At 71.2% G+C, this 17,133-nt stretch carries 17 protein-coding genes; 6 read left to right on the top strand and 11 right to left on the bottom strand.

Annotation, left to right across the window (positions count from 1 at the left end):
• Positions 1-100 precede the first annotated feature (100 nt).
• From ABZ851_RS19725 to ABZ851_RS19705, 5 genes are all read right to left on the bottom strand, one after another.
• On the bottom strand, positions 101-976 hold the full coding sequence (locus tag ABZ851_RS19725) for a methyltransferase domain-containing protein (protein ID WP_361129051.1): 876 nt from the start codon (positions 974-976) through the stop codon (positions 101-103).
• A gap of 238 nt (positions 977-1,214) precedes the next feature.
• Positions 1,215-2,408, bottom strand: a complete 1,194-nt coding sequence (locus ABZ851_RS19720; RefSeq protein ID WP_361129540.1) for a TerD family protein — start codon at positions 2,406-2,408, stop codon at positions 1,215-1,217.
• 76 nt (positions 2,409-2,484) lie between these two features.
• The gene (locus ABZ851_RS19715) at positions 2,485-2,757 is read right to left on the bottom strand and encodes a GlsB/YeaQ/YmgE family stress response membrane protein (RefSeq protein WP_088797103.1); all 273 of its coding nucleotides are present in this window, start codon (positions 2,755-2,757) and stop codon (positions 2,485-2,487) included.
• A 124-nt stretch (positions 2,758-2,881) separates the two neighbouring features.
• Positions 2,882-3,712, bottom strand: coding sequence for an NAD(P)-dependent oxidoreductase (locus ABZ851_RS19710; protein ID WP_361129047.1), 831 nt, complete (start codon positions 3,710-3,712; stop codon positions 2,882-2,884).
• 164 nt (positions 3,713-3,876) lie between these two features.
• Complete coding sequence (locus ABZ851_RS19705) at positions 3,877-4,647, bottom strand: IclR family transcriptional regulator (protein ID WP_361129044.1); 771 nt, start codon at positions 4,645-4,647, stop codon at positions 3,877-3,879.
• Between the two features lie 138 nt (positions 4,648-4,785).
• On the opposite strand from ABZ851_RS19705, the gene ABZ851_RS19700 reads away from it, so the two are divergent.
• Positions 4,786-6,330 carry an aldehyde dehydrogenase (NADP(+)) gene (locus ABZ851_RS19700; protein ID WP_361129041.1) on the top strand — a complete coding sequence of 515 codons (1,545 nt, stop codon included), beginning with the start codon at positions 4,786-4,788 and terminating at the stop codon, positions 6,328-6,330.
• A gap of 39 nt (positions 6,331-6,369) precedes the next feature.
• Here the strand turns inward: ABZ851_RS19700 and ABZ851_RS19695 are convergent, their stop codons facing one another.
• A complete protein-coding gene (locus ABZ851_RS19695; RefSeq protein WP_361129038.1) occupies positions 6,370-7,065 on the bottom strand; it encodes a class I SAM-dependent methyltransferase in 696 nt (231 codons plus the stop codon).
• Positions 7,066-7,114: 49 nt separating this feature from the next.
• Entirely contained in the window at positions 7,115-7,894 is a 780-nt protein-coding gene (locus ABZ851_RS19690; RefSeq protein WP_361129035.1) for a helix-turn-helix transcriptional regulator, read from the bottom strand.
• Positions 7,895-8,592: 698 nt separating this feature from the next.
• On the opposite strand from ABZ851_RS19690, the gene ABZ851_RS19685 reads away from it, so the two are divergent.
• From ABZ851_RS19685 to ABZ851_RS19670, 4 genes are all read left to right on the top strand, one after another.
• Positions 8,593-9,057, top strand: coding sequence for a hypothetical protein (locus ABZ851_RS19685; RefSeq protein WP_361129032.1), 465 nt, complete (start codon positions 8,593-8,595; stop codon positions 9,055-9,057).
• Between the two features lie 86 nt (positions 9,058-9,143).
• The gene (locus ABZ851_RS19680) at positions 9,144-9,821 is read left to right on the top strand and encodes a class I SAM-dependent methyltransferase (RefSeq protein ID WP_361129029.1); all 678 of its coding nucleotides are present in this window, start codon (positions 9,144-9,146) and stop codon (positions 9,819-9,821) included.
• Between the two features lie 74 nt (positions 9,822-9,895).
• Entirely contained in the window at positions 9,896-10,600 is a 705-nt protein-coding gene (locus ABZ851_RS19675; protein ID WP_361129025.1) for a DsbA family oxidoreductase, read from the top strand.
• Between the two features lie 157 nt (positions 10,601-10,757).
• The gene (locus ABZ851_RS19670) at positions 10,758-11,819 is read left to right on the top strand and encodes an aminotransferase class V-fold PLP-dependent enzyme (protein WP_361129022.1); all 1,062 of its coding nucleotides are present in this window, start codon (positions 10,758-10,760) and stop codon (positions 11,817-11,819) included.
• Between the two features lie 86 nt (positions 11,820-11,905).
• Here the strand turns inward: ABZ851_RS19670 and thpD are convergent, their stop codons facing one another.
• From thpD to ectA, 4 genes are all read right to left on the bottom strand, one after another.
• Entirely contained in the window at positions 11,906-12,805 is a 900-nt protein-coding gene (thpD, locus tag ABZ851_RS19665) for an ectoine hydroxylase (protein ID WP_361129019.1), read from the bottom strand.
• Between the two features lie 96 nt (positions 12,806-12,901).
• Positions 12,902-13,318 (bottom strand): ectoine synthase, encoded by a 417-nt coding sequence (locus tag ABZ851_RS19660; RefSeq protein ID WP_088797092.1) that lies wholly within the window; start codon positions 13,316-13,318, stop codon positions 12,902-12,904.
• A 46-nt stretch (positions 13,319-13,364) separates the two neighbouring features.
• Complete coding sequence (gene ectB, locus ABZ851_RS19655; protein WP_088797091.1) at positions 13,365-14,633, bottom strand: diaminobutyrate--2-oxoglutarate transaminase; 1,269 nt, start codon at positions 14,631-14,633, stop codon at positions 13,365-13,367.
• A 137-nt stretch (positions 14,634-14,770) separates the two neighbouring features.
• Entirely contained in the window at positions 14,771-15,337 is a 567-nt protein-coding gene (gene ectA / locus ABZ851_RS19650) for a diaminobutyrate acetyltransferase (protein WP_361129014.1), read from the bottom strand.
• Positions 15,338-15,913: 576 nt separating this feature from the next.
• Between ectA and ABZ851_RS19645 the strand changes: the two genes are divergently transcribed.
• Positions 15,914-17,005 (top strand): amidohydrolase family protein, encoded by a 1,092-nt coding sequence (locus ABZ851_RS19645; protein ID WP_361129537.1) that lies wholly within the window; start codon positions 15,914-15,916, stop codon positions 17,003-17,005.
• Positions 17,006-17,133: the final 128 nt, after the last annotated feature.

Raw genomic sequence — 17,133 nt, 5'->3', positions numbered from 1 at the left:
AACGGGGTGGCGCCAACGGCGGTGATGCCGTCAGCGGTGGTGCCGTCAGCGGTGGTGCCGTCAGTGGTGGCCGTACCCCGGCGGCCACGGGGCGGGTGGTTCAGTCCGTCCCGGCCGTGAGCACGTAGTAGTCCAGCAGCCCGGTCTCATACGCCGTCAGGTAGCGGCGCGGCCACTCGTCGCGGAGATCGGGCTGCTGGGACATATAGCGGTCGTAGGACTCCCAGACGCCGTCGCCGATGGAGCGGACCCGGACCTCGCGCAGACCCGCGGCGGTCAGCGTCGCGGCGACCTCGTCGACCACGTGCGGGACGTCCAGGCCGTCGGCGTACGGGGGCAGCACGGTGGGCAGCACGCGCGCCGCCTCCCGGGTGCGGGCGAAGAACGTGGTCAGCGCCAGCCGGCCGCCCGGGCGCAGCACCCGCGCCGCCTCCCGGGCGAAACCGGCCGGATCGCGGAAGTGCTGCGCCGCCTCGACGGAGAACAGGCAGTCGACACCGCCGTCGGGGAGCGGGATGCGCTCGGCCGCCCCCAGGAGGAACGTCAGCCGCCCGGAGGCGTCCGAGGACGGGGCGAGCAGCGCGGCGTTCGCCTCCCGGGCACGGGCGACCTGGTCGGGGTGCGCATCCATGCCGAGGACCGTGCCCAGGCCGAACTCCCGCAGCGCCAGCGCGGAGCCCAGCCCGCGTCCGCAGCCGACCTCCAGGGCGGTCCGGCCCTGCGGGCGGTCGAAGGTGCCGAGCACCAGGCGGTAGAGGTCCTGCTCGCTGCGCACCCGGTCGGCCTCGGTCAGCGGCCGCCCGGCGGGGCCGGGCAGGCCCGTCCAGTAGCCGAAATTGATGAAGCCGCCCGCGAAGGCGGGGACGGTGCTGAGATCGAGCTCGCCGTAGGTCAGCGCGACCCGGTCGGGAAGGGCCGGGGGCGCTGGACCGTCCGGGGGATCCGCGGGTCCGGCCGGCGGCGGCTGCTGGGTCATCGAACGCTCCTCGTATGTGCCGTGGGGACGCGCCGCAACGGGCCGGACGGGGCGGCCGTGACGGGGCGGGCCAAAGGGCGTGGCGGGAAGGCGGACGGCACCATCTTCTGTCCTGGGTCCGTTCCCGCACCAGGGGAGTTTTCGGTCCCGGGGCGTTCTTGCGGCAGGGGCGACGGCCGTCGGGCCGTCGGGCGTCCCTGACGGTGGGTGGCCCGTCAGGGACGGTGGCGTCAGCGGCTCACAGGGCCTGGGCGGCGGGTTTGACCATGCCGCGCACCGTACGGGCGTCGACGAACTCGCCCAGCGCGGTCATCTCCCACTCGCCGGAGAACTGGCGGATGAGCTTCGCCATCATCACGCCGGTACGCGGTTCGGCGTGGGTGAGGTCGAAGCGGACCAGCTCCTCGCCGCTCTGGGCGTCCACCAGGCGGCAGTACGCCTTGGCGACGTCGGAGAACTTCTGGCCGGAGAAGGAGTTCACGACGAAGACCAGGCCGCTCACCTCCTGGGGCACCCCGCCGAGGTGGACGGTGATCGCCTCGTCGTCGCCGGCGCCCTCGCCCGTGAGGTTGTCGCCGGAGTGCTGGATCGCACCGCCCAGGATCATCAGCTTGCCGAAGAAGCAGTTGTCGACCTTCTTGCGGTCCGGGCCGTAGGCGATGACCGAGGCGTCCAGGTCGATGCTCTTGCCGCGGAAGGCCGGCTCCCAGCCGAGGCCCATCGTGACCGAGGTCAGCAGCGGACGGCCGCCCTTGACCAGCGAGACGGTCTGGTTCTTCTGCAGGCTGACCCGGCCCTTGTCGAGATTGACCTTGCCGGAGCCGGGGGCCGGAGCGGCGGGGGCCGGTGCCGCCGCGGCCGACGGCGGGGCGACCGGGGCCGGGGGAGCCGGCGGCGCCGGGGGAGCGGCGGGTGTCTGCGGGGCGGCGGCGGGCGCGGCCGGCTCCTCCACGCTGACGCCGAAGTCGGTGGCGATCCCCGCCAGGCCGTTGGCATAGCCCTGGCCGACGGCCCGGACCTTCCAGACGCCGCCGCGGCGGTAGATCTCGACGACCACCAGCGCGGTCTCGGGGCCCAGTTGCGGCGGGGTGAAGGAGGCGATGACGCTGCCGTCGTCGGCGTTGCGGACCGTGCCGGTCGGCTCGGTGCCGGCGAAGGTCGCGCCGGGGGCGTCCGGGCTCGCGGTGACCACGATCTTCTCGATGCCCTCGGGCACCGCGGCGGTGTCCACGGTGATGGTGTCGCCGCCGCCGGCCGCCGCGGAGTGCGTCACGCCCGGTCCGCTGGGCTGGTTGTAGAACACGAAGTCGTCGTCGGAGCGCACCTTGCCGTTGGCGGCGAGCAGCAGGCCCGATACGTCCAGCCGCACGGGGGCGGTGACGTCCACCGCCACCCGCACGGCGTTGAGCGGGAGGTTCGAGCCAGGAGTCATAGCGGTCATGCCGGGCTCAACGATCGGCCCGCCTTTGCGGTTCCATTACCTGCCCTCCGATGGCCGCCGGGCCCGGTCACCGGCGTTCGCGGGAGTTGCCGAACAGCAGCCGGTAGGCGATCAGCAGGACCAGGGCCCCGGCGACCGAGGCGATCCACATGGACGGTTCGCCGAAGTCCTTGGGGATCGGGCGGTGCAGGAACTTGGTGGAGAGCCAGCCGCCGAGGAAGGACCCCACGATGCCGATCAGGGTCGTGCCGACGATGCCGCCCGGGTCCCGCCCCGGCAGCAGGACCTTCGCGATGATGCCCGCGATCAGCCCGAGTACGAGCCAGCTGACGATGCCCATGATGCGTTCCTCGTTCCTGCGCGGTGGGTGGGTACACAGACGAGGACGCCACCCGGGCGGCGGGGGTTCCGCGGCGTGGCAGGGGCCACGTGGGGGCTCTCGGGGCGACCTCCGTGCGGGACCGTCAGTGCGGCCACCGCGGCGGGTCGGTGCAGAAGGCGCCGCCGAGAAAGGCGTCTGCGGCGTTCTCCGGGTCCAGTGCGCCCTGCGCGGCGATCAGCCCTTCCGCGTACGGCTCGGAGTCGTCCTGCGGTGCGTACCCGAGGGCGCGGGCGGTCGACAGGTCCCACCACAGGCGGGTGTTGGCGGAGGAGCCGTAGACGACGGTGTGGCCCACGTCCGGCGCGGTGAGCGCGGCGTGCAGCAGCCGTGCGCAGTCGGCCGGGCTCAGCCAGAGGGAGAGCATCCGCACCGAGGTCGGCTCGGGGCAGCAGGAGCCGATGCGGACCGAGACGGTCTCGATGCCGTGCAGGTCCCAGTAGAGCGAGGCCAGATCCTCGCCGAAGCCCTTGGACAGCCCGTAGTAGGTGTCGGGGCGGCGGGGTGTGCCGACGGGTATGGCGCCGGAGCCGTCCGCGGGGCGCGGGGTGAAGCCGACGGCGTGATTCGAGGAGGCGAAGACGATACGGCGGAGGCCTGCCTCGCGCGCCGCCTCGTACAGGCGGTAGGTGCCCTCGATGTTGGCGCGCAGGATCTGCTCGAAGCCGGCCTCCAGGGAGATGCCGGCGAGGTGGATCACCGCGTCGACCCCGCGCACCGCCTCGCGCAGTGCCCCGGTGTCGGCCAACTCGGCGGTGATCGCGTCCGGTTCGCCGGCGGTGGTCTCGACGGGACGCTGGTCGAAGAGGCGCAGCCGGTACCCGTAGGACGGCAGCAGCTCACGCATCAGGGTGCCGAGCCCGCCGGCGGCGCCGGTGAGCAGGACGGTGCGGGGTGCGGTGCGGGGCGCGGTCATGGGCGGGGACTCCTCCGGCTGAACAGCGGGGCTGAATGCGCGGACAGCGTGCAGATGGGTGCACACGCTAAAGGAGCTGGTTCACGGCCGGTCAAGACGCTTGACGGGGCGGGTGAATCCGCTTGCGGCAGGGCAGTTGTGGACCTTTGCCCGGCACAGGCGGCTCACAGCCGCCGGGTGGCAGGCGTCAGCCGGTCGCGGGCGTCGAACAGGGCGTCCTTGACCACCTGTTCATGGGCCGGGGTCAGCCGGGCCACAGGCACCGAGCAGCTGAGCGCGTCCCGGGCCGGGGTGCGGTACGGGACCGCGAGGCCGAAGCAGCGCAGGCCCAGGGTGTTCTCCTCGCGGTCGACCGCATAGCCCTGCTCGCGCACCGCGTGCAGCTCCTCGATCAGCTGCTCGCGGTCGGTGACGGTGTGCTCGGTCAGCTGCGCGAGCGCCGGCGGCAGCATCGCCCGCACCTGGTCGTCGCTGTACGTGGCGAGCAGCGCCTTGCCCAGCGAGGTGGAGTGGGCGGGCAGGCGCCGGCCGACGCGGGTGAAGGGGCGCAGATAGTGCTGCGACTGACGGGTGGCGAGGTAGACGACGTCGGTGCCGTCCAGGCGGGCGAGGTGGATGGTCTCGGTGGTGTCGTCGGAGAGCCGGTCCAGCGTCGGCCGGGCCGCGGCCACCACCTCGTCGCCGTCGGCGTACGACGTGCCGACCAGCAGCGCGCGGACACCGATGCCGTAGCGGGTGCCGGTGCCGTCGGTCTCGACCCAGCCCAGGTCGGCCAGGGTGCGCAGCAGCATGTAGAGGCTGGACTTCGGGTAGCCGACGGCTTCCTGGACGGCGGACAGACTGTGCATACCGGGGCGATGTGCGAAGTACTCCAGCAACTCCACCGTCCGCACCGCGGATTTGACCTGAGATCCACCGGTCTCGGCAGCTGACATCGCCCTTGACCCCCCTGTTCGGACCGCCATAGAGTCCCGGTTGTTCACCATGTGGGACGGTGTTCAGCATAGAGAACGCCATCCGAGGTGCGGCGGGACTCGGAAAGACTCGGCAGGCACGCCCGGGAGGAATGCACGGTGGCATCAGCAGCACCAGTCTGGAGTGTCGACCCGCGAACCGGGAAGCAGCGCGAACAGGTTGCGGTGGAGGCCACGGCCGACGAGGTGGACACCGTGGTCCGCGCCGCCCACGCGGCCCGAGGCGCACTCGCCGACCGCGCCGTACGCGCCGCCCTGCTGCGCCGCGCCGCCGAGCTGCTCGACGACGCGGGCGAGGCGGTCATCGAGGCCGCCGACGCCGAGACCGCGCTCGGCCCCGGCCGGCTCACCGGCGAACTCGGCCGCACCACCTACCAGTTGCGGGCCTTCGCGGACCTCGTACAGGAGGGCGCGTTCCTCGACGTACGGATCGACCACGCCGACACCGGCCTCACCCCGCCCCGGCCCGACCTGCGCCGTTACAAGATCCCGCTGGGCCCCGTCGCGGTCTACTCCGCCAGCAACTTCCCGCTCGCCTTCTCGGTACCGGGCGGCGACACCGCCAGCGCCCTCGCGGCCGGCTGCCCCGTCGTCGTCAAGGCACACCCGGACCACCCGGCCACCTCCGAGCTGTGCGCCGCGCTGCTGCGCCGCGCCGCCGCCGAGGCCGGCCTGCCGGAGGGCGTGCTGAGCCTGGTGCACGGCTTCCAGGCCGGTATCGACCTGGTGCGCCATCCGCTGATCACCGCGGCCGGGTTCACCGGCTCGGTGCGCGGCGGCCGCGCGCTGTACGACGCGGCCGCGGCCCGCCCGCACCCCATCCCCTTCCACGGCGAGCTGGGCAGCCTCAACCCCGTCGTGATCACCGAGGCCGCGGCCGCGGAGCGCGCCGAGCAGATCGGCGCCGGGCTGGCCGGTGCGATGACGCTCGGCGTGGGCCAGTTCTGCGTCAAGCCGGGCCTGGTCCTGGCGCCCGGCGGCGAGAGCGGCGAGCGGCTGCTGACGGCGCTGACCGACGCGGTCAGCGACACCGAGGCCGGGGTGCTGCTCGACCAACGGATGCGGCAGGCGTTCCTCGACGGTGTCCGCACCCGCGCCGAGCTCCCCGGCGTCGAGGCGCCGGTGACCGCGGGCGCGGGCAGCGAGCACACCGTCAGCGCCGGCTTCCTCTCGGTGCCGGCCGCCCGCCTCGCCGCCGAAGGGCCGCACGACCTCCTCCTGGAGGAGTGCTTCGGCCCGGTCACCGTCGTCGCCCGCTACACCGACGAGGCCGAGATCGGCGCCGTACTCGCCCGGCTGCCCGGCAACCTCTCCGCGACCCTGCACCTCGGCGACGCGGAGAGCGCCGGCCGCGACGACGGGGGCCGCGGCGCCCGGCTGCTGGCCGAGGTCACCCCGCTCGCCGGCCGGGTGGTCGTCAACGGCTGGCCGACCGGGGTCGCCGTCGCCCCCGCCCAGCACCACGGCGGCCCCTACCCGGCGACGACCTCCACCTCGACCTCCGTCGGCGGCACCGCCGTCGAGCGCTGGCTGCGTCCGGTCGTCTACCAGAACACCCCGCCCGCGCTGCTGCCGCCCGAACTGCGCGAGGACAACCCGCTCGGGCTGCCGCGCCGCGTCGACGACCGCGCGGAGGGCGCGTAGACACCGCGCTCCCGGCGGCCGACGAGGCCGCCTGCCACCTCACCCTGACGCCGGCCCCGGCGACGGCTCCGGCCCCGCCGCGACCGGCTCCCGCAGGGCAATGATCTGCAGCCGCTCCGCCGTCCGCCCGTCCAGCGTGCCCACCACACCGGTCCGCTCCTTCCGCACCGAGAAACCGGCCTCCCGCAGCAGCCCGCGCAGCCGCTCCGGTGGATGGTGCCGGAACACCCCGCCATCAGGCGTCTCGAAGACCCCGTACGTCCCGTAGCGCTCCGCGAACCGCGCATACCGCTCCCGGTTGAGCGCATCGCCCTGCAGCGGCACATCGCTCAGATACACCACCCCACCGGGCCGCACCAGCCGCCCCAGCTCCCCGGCGATCGCCGTCTGGTCCGCGTCCCCGGGAACGCAGGTGAGCACCGCGAACAGCAGCGCCGCGTCGAAGCTGCCGTCCCCGAACGGCAGCGGGAACCCGGGACACCGCATGAGCGCCAGCTCCGGATGCTCCCGCCGGCCCCGCGCGATCAGCGCCGCCGAGACATCCACCCCGCTGACCGCCCCGTACCCGAGCCCGGCCAGCTCGGCGGTCAGCCGCCCGTAGCCGCAGCCGTAGTCCAGCACCCGCGCGCTCCGCGGCACCCAGGCGTCCAGCAGCGCCGGATCGAGCGGATGGGTGAAGGTCTTGGCGGACCCGGTCGTCTCCCAGAACCCGAGAAATCCCTGTGGCGAGGTCATGCCCGGACGCTACCCGCAGGGCAACAGGCCACCCCATTGAGGCGCCGGGTCACTCGGGCGGAATGCTGTACCGCGCCAACGCGGCTTTGCCGGTCGAGCGGTCCACCAGGCGCAGTTCCCAAGGACCGGTGTTCACGTCGAACCCCTTGCCGAAGCCGACCCACTTGCCCGCCATGCGGCGGCCGGTCGGTTCGACCAGCATCTGAACGGCGCCGTGGTAGCGAGCGCCGTGGTAATAGCCATCGGCGGCCGTCTGCTCCACCCATGAACCGGTGATGACGTTCCGGTCCACGGTGAGGTCCAGCGTGAGCGGGCTGTCCGGATTGCTGCTCGCACCCGGCAGGCTTTGCGCGGTCAGCCGGTTCCCGTGCTGTACGACCACGACATGGTGCCGGCCCTCGTACGTGGCGTCCCGGCTGGAGGAGTAGAACTCGTACCGGCTCAGCCACACACCCGTGAACATCTCCTCGCCTGGCTGCGCGGCCTGCTGCGGGCCCATGACCGCAGCGTCGGCACCTTCCGCCCCGGCATCCATGTCATGCCCTCCTGTCCCGTCCGCGTGAACCCGTGTCATCGGTACCGGCAGGGAGAATCCAAGGGCTTCCACGGGGCGGCCCGTCACGCGCTCCAAGGCCCGTGCGTACACGGCCCTCGGTGTCCTGCTGACACCGGATTCCCAGCGCTGTACCAGGCGCTTTGACGCCTCGTTGGGTTCTCCCAGCTCGACGCCCGCGCGCCGGAGCGCGGTCGCTAACTCGTCCTGACTCATGCGCAGCCCCAGCCGTACGGCCCGCAGCACATCATTCGGCACAACCGTGGTCGTCGTCATGGCTTCAAAGCTAGCCCTCATCACCTTCTAATGACACCGGTTTGACGCCCCTCAGGTGTCGTTGACGCCCCTCCCGGTGACGCCCCGGCGACGTCTCGATCGTCGTCGCGATGTCCCTCCTGCGCCGGGAGCATCGAAGCACCGAGGAACAGTCAAGGAGAGGCAGAACACATGGCCCATGGCAATGAAGGGGTACCAGGAGGCAGTGTCGGCACAGCGGTTTCCCTTTCGCTTCCAGAGCTGCAACCCACCCCGGTGGAGGGCTGCGCCGTCTGCTGCGCTCTCGCCGTGCAGCGTCGGGAAGCGCGCGAACGGGGTGATCTGTCTGCAGCAACGGACGCGAACGTGCGGCTGCGGAACCACCGTTACCACGGCGGGAACCGCCCATGACCATGACCGTACGCGTCTCGCGTGATTCGGGCAGGACGTGGGAGGCCACGGTCACGTACCTGGGCAGTAGCGCTGACCGGCCTCTCAGCCCTGAGGCCTCCGGAGCCTGGCCCCCGTGCAGGTGCCCCCGCTGCGCGCGGACTCGACTGACCCTGCCTCCTTCTTCCCCGGTCCGCCCTCGCTGAGCCGCCGCGTGGCAGTCAGGGCCATTACGCGACACCAGAGCGACGGAGCGCACTGAGGCTCCCGTACCCCTGAGGACGGGAGCACCGGACGAGCACGCATCACCCCACACGGAAGGCAACGACGTGACGATCAACCATGACAGTTCCACAAGGGCTTTCGAGCTGATCGCTCCTGAGATCCGGGCCGACCTGATCGCGGCTGTCCGCGAGAAGTGGCCGGACCTCTCCGATGGCCTCGGCGAGCGTGGCGTCCACCAGATGGTGGTCTTTCTGGCCACCAGTGCCGGCACGGACGTGCCGATGACCCCAAGCCTCCGTGTGGACCTCTTCTGGCATGCGTTCGTACTGCACACCAAGCCCTACGCGGACTTCTGCACTGCACTCGGAGGCTTCATCCACCACGTACCGGACCGAGGCAGCCGGAACCCCGCACGGGCGCGGGCCGCCCTCAGCCGAACACGGAGCGCGATCAGCGCGGCGGGTTATCAGGTGGACCCCGAGTTCTGGCCGGGCGAGAACACCGCCGACTGTTCGGCGGATTGCTCGCAGTGCCATGCCGGGTGCTCCGACAGTCCTGTGAACACGTAGCGTCGCAGCAATGCGACCAAGGTGAAAGGCGCCGGCCGTCCGGTGCCTCGCCGGACGGCCGACGCGCTGACAAGAGACGGACGCACATGACCGATACACGCGGCGCCGCATGGGACACCTACGCGCGAGGCCAGGCCCTGCGGCGCACGACCAACGCCAGGGGCGAAACCACCTGGTTCAATTGGACCCAGTACCCCGACCACGGGCCCGGGGCCGAACAGCTCTCGCTGCCGCCTGGTGGGCGGGTCCTGGACCTGGGATGCGGAAGCGGTGGAAATCTCGCTCACCTCGCCACGCTCGGCATGAGGGCGGTGGGGGTGGACGTGTCTCCGGCACAGCTCGCCAAGGCCCGCGCCCGCTGGCCTGGTGCCGGAGACATGAAGCTGTACCAGGGCGATGCTCTGGACTTCCTTTTCCCGGCGGAACCCTTTGACGCGATCTACTCGGTTTTCGGTGCGGCCTACTTCACCGACCCCGCCGTCATGCTTCCCGCTGTCATCGCTGCACTGCAGCCCGGCGGGGTGTTCGCCATGTCCCAGCAGCCGGCCGTGCAAGGCTGCTACGGATGCCAGGCGTCCTATATCCCCCGGGGCCCGGACGAGGACCCCGCTGTGGTCAGGCGGTGGGACTACCCGACCGCCACATGGCTCGGGCTGCTCAGGGGATTCGGTTTCGTGGACTGCGCTGTGACCGTTCTCCCTGCACCGACTGGGGGGAAGAGGAAGATCGGAACGCTGCTGATCAGGGCCGTGCACGAAGGCTGAGCACCATTTCCGGGAATACCCCGTCGCCCGTCAGGGTTGCAGCCGGACACATCCCTCACGAGGAAAGTCAGCTCATGCGCGTCGAAATCTGGTCCGACATCGCCTGCCCCTGGTGCTACATCGGCAAGGCCCGCTTCGAGGCCGGGCTCGCCGCCTTTGCGCACCGCGACGGTGTCGAGGTGGTGCACCGCTCCTTCGAGCTGGACCCGAAGGCGCCGGCCGCCACCGATGTCCCCGTGCTCGACATGCTCGCCACGAAGTACGGGGTGAGCCGTGCGCAGGCCGAGGCGATGGAGGCCCGGGTCGCCGAGGCGGCGGCCGGGGAGGGGCTGGACTACCGCTCCGACCGGATCCACGGCAACACCTTCGACCTGCACCGGCTGCTGCACGCCGCCGCCGCGCACGGCGTGCAGAACGCCGTGCTGGACGCCTTCTACCGCGCCAACTTCGCCGAGGCCAGGACGCTCGGCGACCCCACCGTGCTCCGTGAGACCGCCGTCGGCGCGGGGCTGCCCGCCGAGGAGACCGACCGGGTGCTCGCCGACCCCGGGGCGTACGCGCAGGAGGTGCAGGCCGATGAGCGTGCGGCCGCGGAGCTGGGCGCCACTGGTGTGCCGTTCTTCGTCATCGACCGCCGCTACGGCATCTCCGGCGGTCAGCCCGCCGAGGTCTTCCGGCAGGCCCTGGAGCGCGCGCACGCCGACGGCGCGGAGCTGATCCCGGCGGGCGGCGAGGCCGGGGTGTGCGGTGACGACGGCTGCGCGGTGCCGGGGGAGTGACCGAGGGCCGGCCTGGCCGGGCCGGGTGCCGGCCCGTCCGCGCCTCGCCCGTACGCGGTCGGCGCGGGCCTCGCCCCCATGCGGCCCCGGAAGGCGCGCCGGCGGGATACGGCCAAGGTCATGGACGCGCCGGGTGATCACCGAGCACAGTGGAGGCATGCAGCGACGTGCGCCACTCGGCGGGGCGGAATTCGCGCCCGAGACGACGTATCTGAACTCCGCCTCCAGCGGGCTCCTCCCGGCGCGCAGTGCCGCAGCCCTGCGCGCCGCCGTCGAGGAATCCGTCTCCCACGGCACCATGGGCCGCGACTACTTCGCCGCCGCCCATGCCTCCCGTGCCGCCTTCGCCCGGCTGCTGGACGTGCCCGCCGAGCGGGTCGCCATCGGCAGCTCGGTCGCGGTGCAGTCCGCGTTCGTCGCCGGCTCGCTCCCGGCCGGTGCCGAAGTGCTCGCCCCCGAGGGCGACTTCAGCTCCCTGCTCAATCCGTTCGCCGCCCGCCCGGGGATCAAGCTGCGCACCGTGCCGCTGGAGGCGCTCGCCGACGCGGTACGCCCCGGCACCGCGCTGATCGCCTTCAGCGCCGTGCAGTCACTGGACGGGCGGATCGCCGACATGGCGGCGGTCCGCGAGGCGGCGCGGGCCCACGGGGCGCGCACCTACCTCGACATCACCCAGGCCGCCGGCTGGCTGCCGCTGCGCGCCGCCGACTTCGACTTCGTCGTCGCCGGGGCCTTCAAGTGGCTGCTGTGCCCGCGCGGGACGACCTTCATGGCGTTCGGCGGGGACCTCGGGCGGGGCGGGGAGTGGCCCGCCGCCCTGCACGCCGGCTGGGTCGCGGGCGAGGACCTGGGTGCCTCCAACTACGGCGCGATCCGGCCCGCGGCCGACGCCCGGCGCTTCGACGAACCACACGCCTACCTCTCCTACGCGGGCGCCGAGCAGTCCCTCGGCCTCCTTGAGGAACTGGGGGTGGCGGCTGTCCACGCCCACAACACCGCGCTCGCCGACCACTATCGCGCGGGCCTGGCCGACCGCGGCCTGACGCCCTGCCCCGCGCCCGGTTCGGCGATCGTCTCCACCCCCGGGATCGCGGACGCGGAGCAGCGGCTGACCGAGGCGGGGGTGCGGGTCTCGGTGCGCGGCGGGCTGCTCCGCGCGGCCTTCCACCTCTACAACTCGACGGACGACGTGGACCGGTTGCTGGACCTGCTGGGGTAGCCCGGACCGGGCCCCGTTCACACAAAAGCGCGGCCGCCGCACAGACCCTGCTGTGCGGCAGCCGCGCCACCCGTACCGCGCCGTGCCTACCTCACCGGCGTGAAGTCCCGGGCTCCGATGTACTCGGGGCGCCGGACCGGCGCCGCGAACGGCTCCACCGCTTCGTTGTCCACGCTGTTGAAGACGATGAAGACATTGCTGCGGGGGTACGGCGTGATGTTGTCACCCGAGCCGTGCATGGCATTGCAGTCGAACCAGGTCGCCGAGCCGGCCTTGCCGGTGAAGAGGCGGATGCCGTGCTTGTCCGCCATCTTCGTCAGCACCTCGTCCGACGGGATGCCCGCGTCCTGCATCTGCAGCGACCGCTTGTAGTTGTCCTTCGGCGTCTCGCCCTCACAGCCCACGAAGTGCTGGTGCGAGCCGGGCATGATCATCAAGCCGCCGTTGGTGTCGTAGTTCTCCGTCAGGGCGATCGAGACCGACACGGTGCGCATGTTCGGCAGACCGTCCTCGGCGTGCCAGGTCTCGAAGTCCGAGTGCCAGTAGAAGCCGGAGGCACCGAAGCCCGGCTTCACGTTGATCCGCGACTGGTGGACGTAGACGTCCGAGCCGAGGATCTGACGGGCACGGCCGACCACACGCGGGTCGGAGACCAGCTTGGCGAACACCTCGCTGATCTTGTGCACCTCGAACACGGTCCGGACGTCCTGGGACTTCGGCTCGACGATGGAGCGCGGGTCGGCGCGCATCGTCGGGTCGAGGACGAGACGGTCCAGTTCGGCGCGGTACACCGCGACTTCTTCCGCCGTGAGCAGTTCCCCGATGGCGAAAAAGCCGTCGCGTTCGAAGTCGCTCAGCTCGGACGGCGCGAACGGGCCGGCCGCTCCGGGCTGCGACCACACCACCGGGTCCTTCCGCGGGGTGATGACCTCAGCGGTCCCACGGGTCGGGTACAGGTCGGCGGTGCGCTCGGGTGCGGTGGTCATGGTGTTGCCTTCCTCTCCTCTCGTACGGGCTCTGGCTTCCGTGCGTGTGGGCGTGCCTTCCTCATCTGCCGGACGGGGCAGGCGGGTGCCGATGCCTCAGACCGTCTCGGCCTCGGGCTCCGGCTCGGTGAGCAACGGGTAGACCCCGTTCTCGTCGTGGTCCTCGCGGCCGGTGACCGGCGGGTTGAAGACACAGACGCAGCGGAAGTCCTTCTTGATCCGCATGGTGTGCTTCTCGTGCCCGTCGAGCAGGTACATCGTGCCCGGCGTGATGATGTGCTTCTCGCCGTTCTCGTCGTTCGTGAGCTCGGCCTCGCCCTCTACGCAGAGTACGGCTTCGATGTGGTTCGCGTACCACATCGAGGTCTCCGTACCGGCGTACAGGGTGGTCTCGTGCAGCGAGAAGCCGACGCGCTCCTTGGCGAGCACGATGCGCTTGCTCTCCCAGGTGCCCGACTTGGCCTTGACGTGGCGGTCGGTGCCTTCGATGTCCTTGAAGGATCGGACGATCACGGTGACTCGGTGCCTTTCTGTGGAACGGTAAGGGGCTCTGGAGTGGTCAGACGCAGTCGCGGACCGCGCGGGCGAGGATCCGAAGGCCCTCGTCCAGCTCCTCGGGGGTGGTCGTCAGTGCGGGCAGCAGCTTGACGACCTCGCTCTCCGGGCCGGAGGTCTCGATCAGCAGACCCAGCTCGAAGGCGCGCTTGGCAATCTTGTCGGCGACGGGCTTGTCGTTGAGCTCCATGCCCCACACCAGACCGCGGCCGCGGTACTCGGCGATGGCGTCCGGGTGCTCCTCGGCAATGGCCTTGAGGTGTGCTTCGACGATCTCACCGCGGGCGAGAGTCTGCTTCTCCATCTGGCCGTCGGCCCAGTAGGTGTCCAGCGTCGCGGCGGCGGTGACGAACGCCGGGTTGTTGCCGCGGAAGGTGCCGTTGTGCTCGCCCGGCTCCCAGATGTCCAGCTCAGGCTTGAACAGGGTGAGCGCGAGCGGCAGGCCGTAGCCGCTGATGGACTTCGAGACGGTGACGATGTCCGGCACGATGCCCGCCTCCTCGAAGGAGAAGAAGGCACCCGTACGGCCGCAGCCCATCTGGATGTCGTCGACGATGAGCAGCATGTCCCAGCGCTCGCACAGGTCGGCGAGGGCGCGCAGCCACTCGGGACGGGCGACGTTGATGCCGCCCTCGCCCTGGACCGTCTCGACGATCACGGCGGCGGGGGTGTTCAGGCCGGAGCCCTGGTCCTCCAGCAGCCGTTCGAACCACAGGAAGTCCGGGTAGGTGCCGTCGAGGTAGTTGTCGAACGGCATCGGGGTGCCGTGCACCAGCGGGATACCGGCACCGGCCCGCTTCATGGAGTTACCGGTGACGGCGAGCGCGCCCAGCGACATGCCGTGGAAGGCGTTGGTGAAGGACACGATCGACTCGCGGCCCTTGACCTTACGGGCCAGTTTGAGCGCGGCCTCGACGGAGTTGGCGCCCGTCGGGCCCGGGAACATGACCTTGTAGGGCAGGTCACGGGGCCGCAGGATGATGTTCTGGAACGACTCCAGGAACGCCCGCTTGGCCGTGGTGGACATGTCCAGGCCGTGGGTGACGCCGTCCCGCTCGATGTAGTCGATCAGAGCGCGTTTGAGCACGGGGTTGTTGTGGCCGTAGTTGAGCGAGCCGGCCCCTGCGAAGAAGTCGAGGTAGGTGTGGCCGTCCTCGTCGGTCATGCGGCTGCCCTGCGCGCGGTCGAAGACGGTGGGCCAGCTACGGCAGTAGCTGCGGACCTCCGACTCCACGGTCTCGAAGACGCTCAGATCGGGCTGGGTGATGGTCACAACATGCTCCTGGGAGATGAGTGGCGAAAAGGATCAGGAAGTCTGTGGGGCTGGGCGGTGCCGGCGGTGTCGCGTGGGTGTGGTGCCGGGTCCCGCATGGCCGCTGCGGCGCGGTGGCCGCGCGGTCCTGGGTGGCGTCAGTGCTCCGGGCGGGCCGGTGGCCCGAACGGGCCGATGAGGTGCAGCACCTCCGGCTCGTGGCCCTGCTCGGGGAACAACCCCGCGTCGAAGAGCACCTCGCGCTTGATCGGCACTGAGTGCCGCTCGGCGAAGGACGCGAACAACCGGTTGGATGCGGCGTTGTCGGGGGTGATGGTGGTCTCGACGAAGCGCATGCCCAGCTCGTTTCCGGCACGGGCGGCGAGCCCGTCCAGAAGTGCGGCCGCCAGCCCCTGGCCACGGTGCGCGTCGTCGACGGCTACCTGCCAGACGACGAGGGTCTCCGGGCGCTCGGGGCGGATGTATCCAGTGACGAAAGCGGCCGGTTCGCCCTCCGTGTCGCGGGCGACGACGGAGGTGGCGGCGAAGTCGCGACACCACAGGAGGTAGCTGTACGAGGAGTTGAGGTCCAGCGTCTTCGAGTCGCGGGCGATACGCCAGATCGCGGCTCCGTCCTCCACGCGTGGGGTGTCGAGCTTGAAGCCCTCCGGCAATTCTCTGATATCGCTTCGGGCACCTGCATGGTCTGCTTGTGCGGCGGTCATAGAAATTAAATTTACCCAGGGAAAAAGGAAATTGCATCGTGGGCAGGGGTTACGCAAGCGCCGAAGATGTGTTATCGCGCGGGGGCGCCCGTACGCGCGATCCCACCGCCGGATGCCCCGATTTGACCGGGATGTTCGGGGCGAAACGGACACGTTGTGTAGTCGGTCACAGCTCCGTAACACCCGTGAGATCCGTCCGAATTGCGGAACTTGCCACTAGCAAAATCTTGGCGTTTGGGGTGCGGAAAAGCGGGCAGAAGAATACGGGAAGCTGTACGCACGGGTAATTGGGAATTCGCCCCCGGAAGGCTGGGCGTAAGGCCCATCGAAACCTGCCCGGCACATCGATGGCAAGACCCGTAAGAACATGCGCGAGGCGATGTCCGCAAGCGCGCGGAGAACGCCGGCGGAAGTGTGCGCGGAACGTGCGGAAGGTATACGGAGAGCGACCGGGGTGAAAAGCGCGGCGCGGCTGCGGCAATCCCGGGAAACGGTGGCTGAATGGTGCCTTGCGGCCGGTGTGACCGTACGGGTCACAGCGGCGGTGGCGCCGCCTACAGTGCCCCTATGACGTCCATGAGCGAAGGTGCGGTGCTGCACCTCAAGGGGAGGGTCCTCGTCGGGCCCGACGACGTGCGCGACGAGCTGTGGGTGGTCGGCGGCCGGGTCACCTTCGACCGGCCGGTGATGGCACGGGATGCCATCACCGTGACGGGCTGGGCGCTGCCCGGCCTGGTCGACGCCCACTGCCATGTGGGCCTGGATGCGCACGGCCCGGTGGACGAGGCCACCAGCGAGAAGCAGGCGCTCACCGACCGTGACGCCGGCGCGTTGCTGATCCGTGACGCCGGCTCCCCGTCCGACACCCGCTGGATCGACGACCGCGAGGACCTGCCGCGGATCATCCGGGCCGGCCGCCACATCGCGCGCACCAAGCGCTACACCCGCAACTACGCGCACGAGATCGAGCCCGAGGACCTGGTCGCCTATGTCGCCCAGGAGGCCCGCCGGGGCGACGGCTGGGTCAAGCTCGTCGGCGACTGGATCGACCGCTCCACGGGCGATCTGGGGACCTGCTGGCCCCAGGGGGCGGTCGAGGCGGCCATCGCCGAGGCCCACCGGCTGGGTGCCCGGGTGACGGCCCACTGCTTCGCCGAGGACTCCCTGGCCCCGCTGGTCGAGGCCGGCATCGACTGCATCGAGCACGCCACCGGGCTCACCGAGGACACCATCCCGCTGTTCGCGGAGCGTGGCGTGGCCATCGTTCCCACCCTCGTCAACATCGCCACCTTCCCGCGGCTCGCGGCCGGCGGCGAGGGGAAGTTCCCGCGCTGGGCGGACCACATGCGGCGCCTGCACGCGCGCCGCTACGACACCGTGCGGGCGGCCTACGACGCCGGCGTGCCCGTCTTCGCCGGCACGGACGCCGGCGGCGCGCTCGCCCACGGCCTGGTCGCCGACGAGGTCGCCGAGCTGACCAAGGCCGGTCTGTCCGCCGTGGCGGCCCTCTCCGCCACCACCTGGGGGGCCAGGGACTGGCTGGGCCGCCCCGGCCTCACCGAGGGCGCTCCGGCGGACCTGGTGGTCTACGACAGTGATCCGCGCGAGGACGTCCGGGTGCTGGCCGCCCCGCGGCGGGTGGTGCTGCGCGGGCAGGTCGTGGGGTAGCCGGCAGCGGGTGGTGCCGGGGCTGCGAGCGGGTGCCCCGGCACCATCCGGCCCGGTCAACCCGGGTCACCCGGACGGTGGGGCCGCTGGGGCGAGGGTGGTGCCCCGTGCCGCAGGAATCGAATAAA

The sequence above is a fragment of the Streptomyces sp. NPDC047049 genome, assembly GCF_040643995.1.
GTDB lineage: Bacteria > Actinomycetota > Actinomycetes > Streptomycetales > Streptomycetaceae > Streptomyces > Streptomyces mooreae.
The sequence above is the reverse complement of the archived record's forward strand: the minus strand, read 5'-3'. Positions and strand labels throughout refer to the sequence as shown.

Coding starts and splice junctions, on each gene's coding strand:
- ABZ851_RS19725 (WP_361129051.1), bottom strand. CDS start 976: ATGACCCAGCAGCCGCCGCCGGCCGGACCCGCGGATCCCCCGGACGGT.
- ABZ851_RS19720 (WP_361129540.1), bottom strand. CDS start 2,408: ATGACTCCTGGCTCGAACCTCCCGCTCAACGCCGTGCGGGTGGCGGTG.
- ABZ851_RS19715 (WP_088797103.1), bottom strand. CDS start 2,757: ATGGGCATCGTCAGCTGGCTCGTACTCGGGCTGATCGCGGGCATCATC.
- ABZ851_RS19710 (WP_361129047.1), bottom strand. CDS start 3,712: ATGACCGCGCCCCGCACCGCACCCCGCACCGTCCTGCTCACCGGCGCC.
- ABZ851_RS19705 (WP_361129044.1), bottom strand. CDS start 4,647: ATGTCAGCTGCCGAGACCGGTGGATCTCAGGTCAAATCCGCGGTGCGG.
- ABZ851_RS19695 (WP_361129038.1), bottom strand. CDS start 7,065: ATGACCTCGCCACAGGGATTTCTCGGGTTCTGGGAGACGACCGGGTCC.
- ABZ851_RS19690 (WP_361129035.1), bottom strand. CDS start 7,894: ATGACGACGACCACGGTTGTGCCGAATGATGTGCTGCGGGCCGTACGG.
- ABZ851_RS19680 (WP_361129029.1), top strand. CDS start 9,144: ATGACCGATACACGCGGCGCCGCATGGGACACCTACGCGCGAGGCCAG.
- ABZ851_RS19675 (WP_361129025.1), top strand. CDS start 9,896: ATGCGCGTCGAAATCTGGTCCGACATCGCCTGCCCCTGGTGCTACATC.
- ABZ851_RS19670 (WP_361129022.1), top strand. CDS start 10,758: ATGCAGCGACGTGCGCCACTCGGCGGGGCGGAATTCGCGCCCGAGACG.
- thpD (WP_361129019.1), bottom strand. CDS start 12,805: ATGACCACCGCACCCGAGCGCACCGCCGACCTGTACCCGACCCGTGGG.
- ectA (WP_361129014.1), bottom strand. CDS start 15,337: ATGACCGCCGCACAAGCAGACCATGCAGGTGCCCGAAGCGATATCAGA.
- ABZ851_RS19645 (WP_361129537.1), top strand. CDS start 15,914: ATGAGCGAAGGTGCGGTGCTGCACCTCAAGGGGAGGGTCCTCGTCGGG.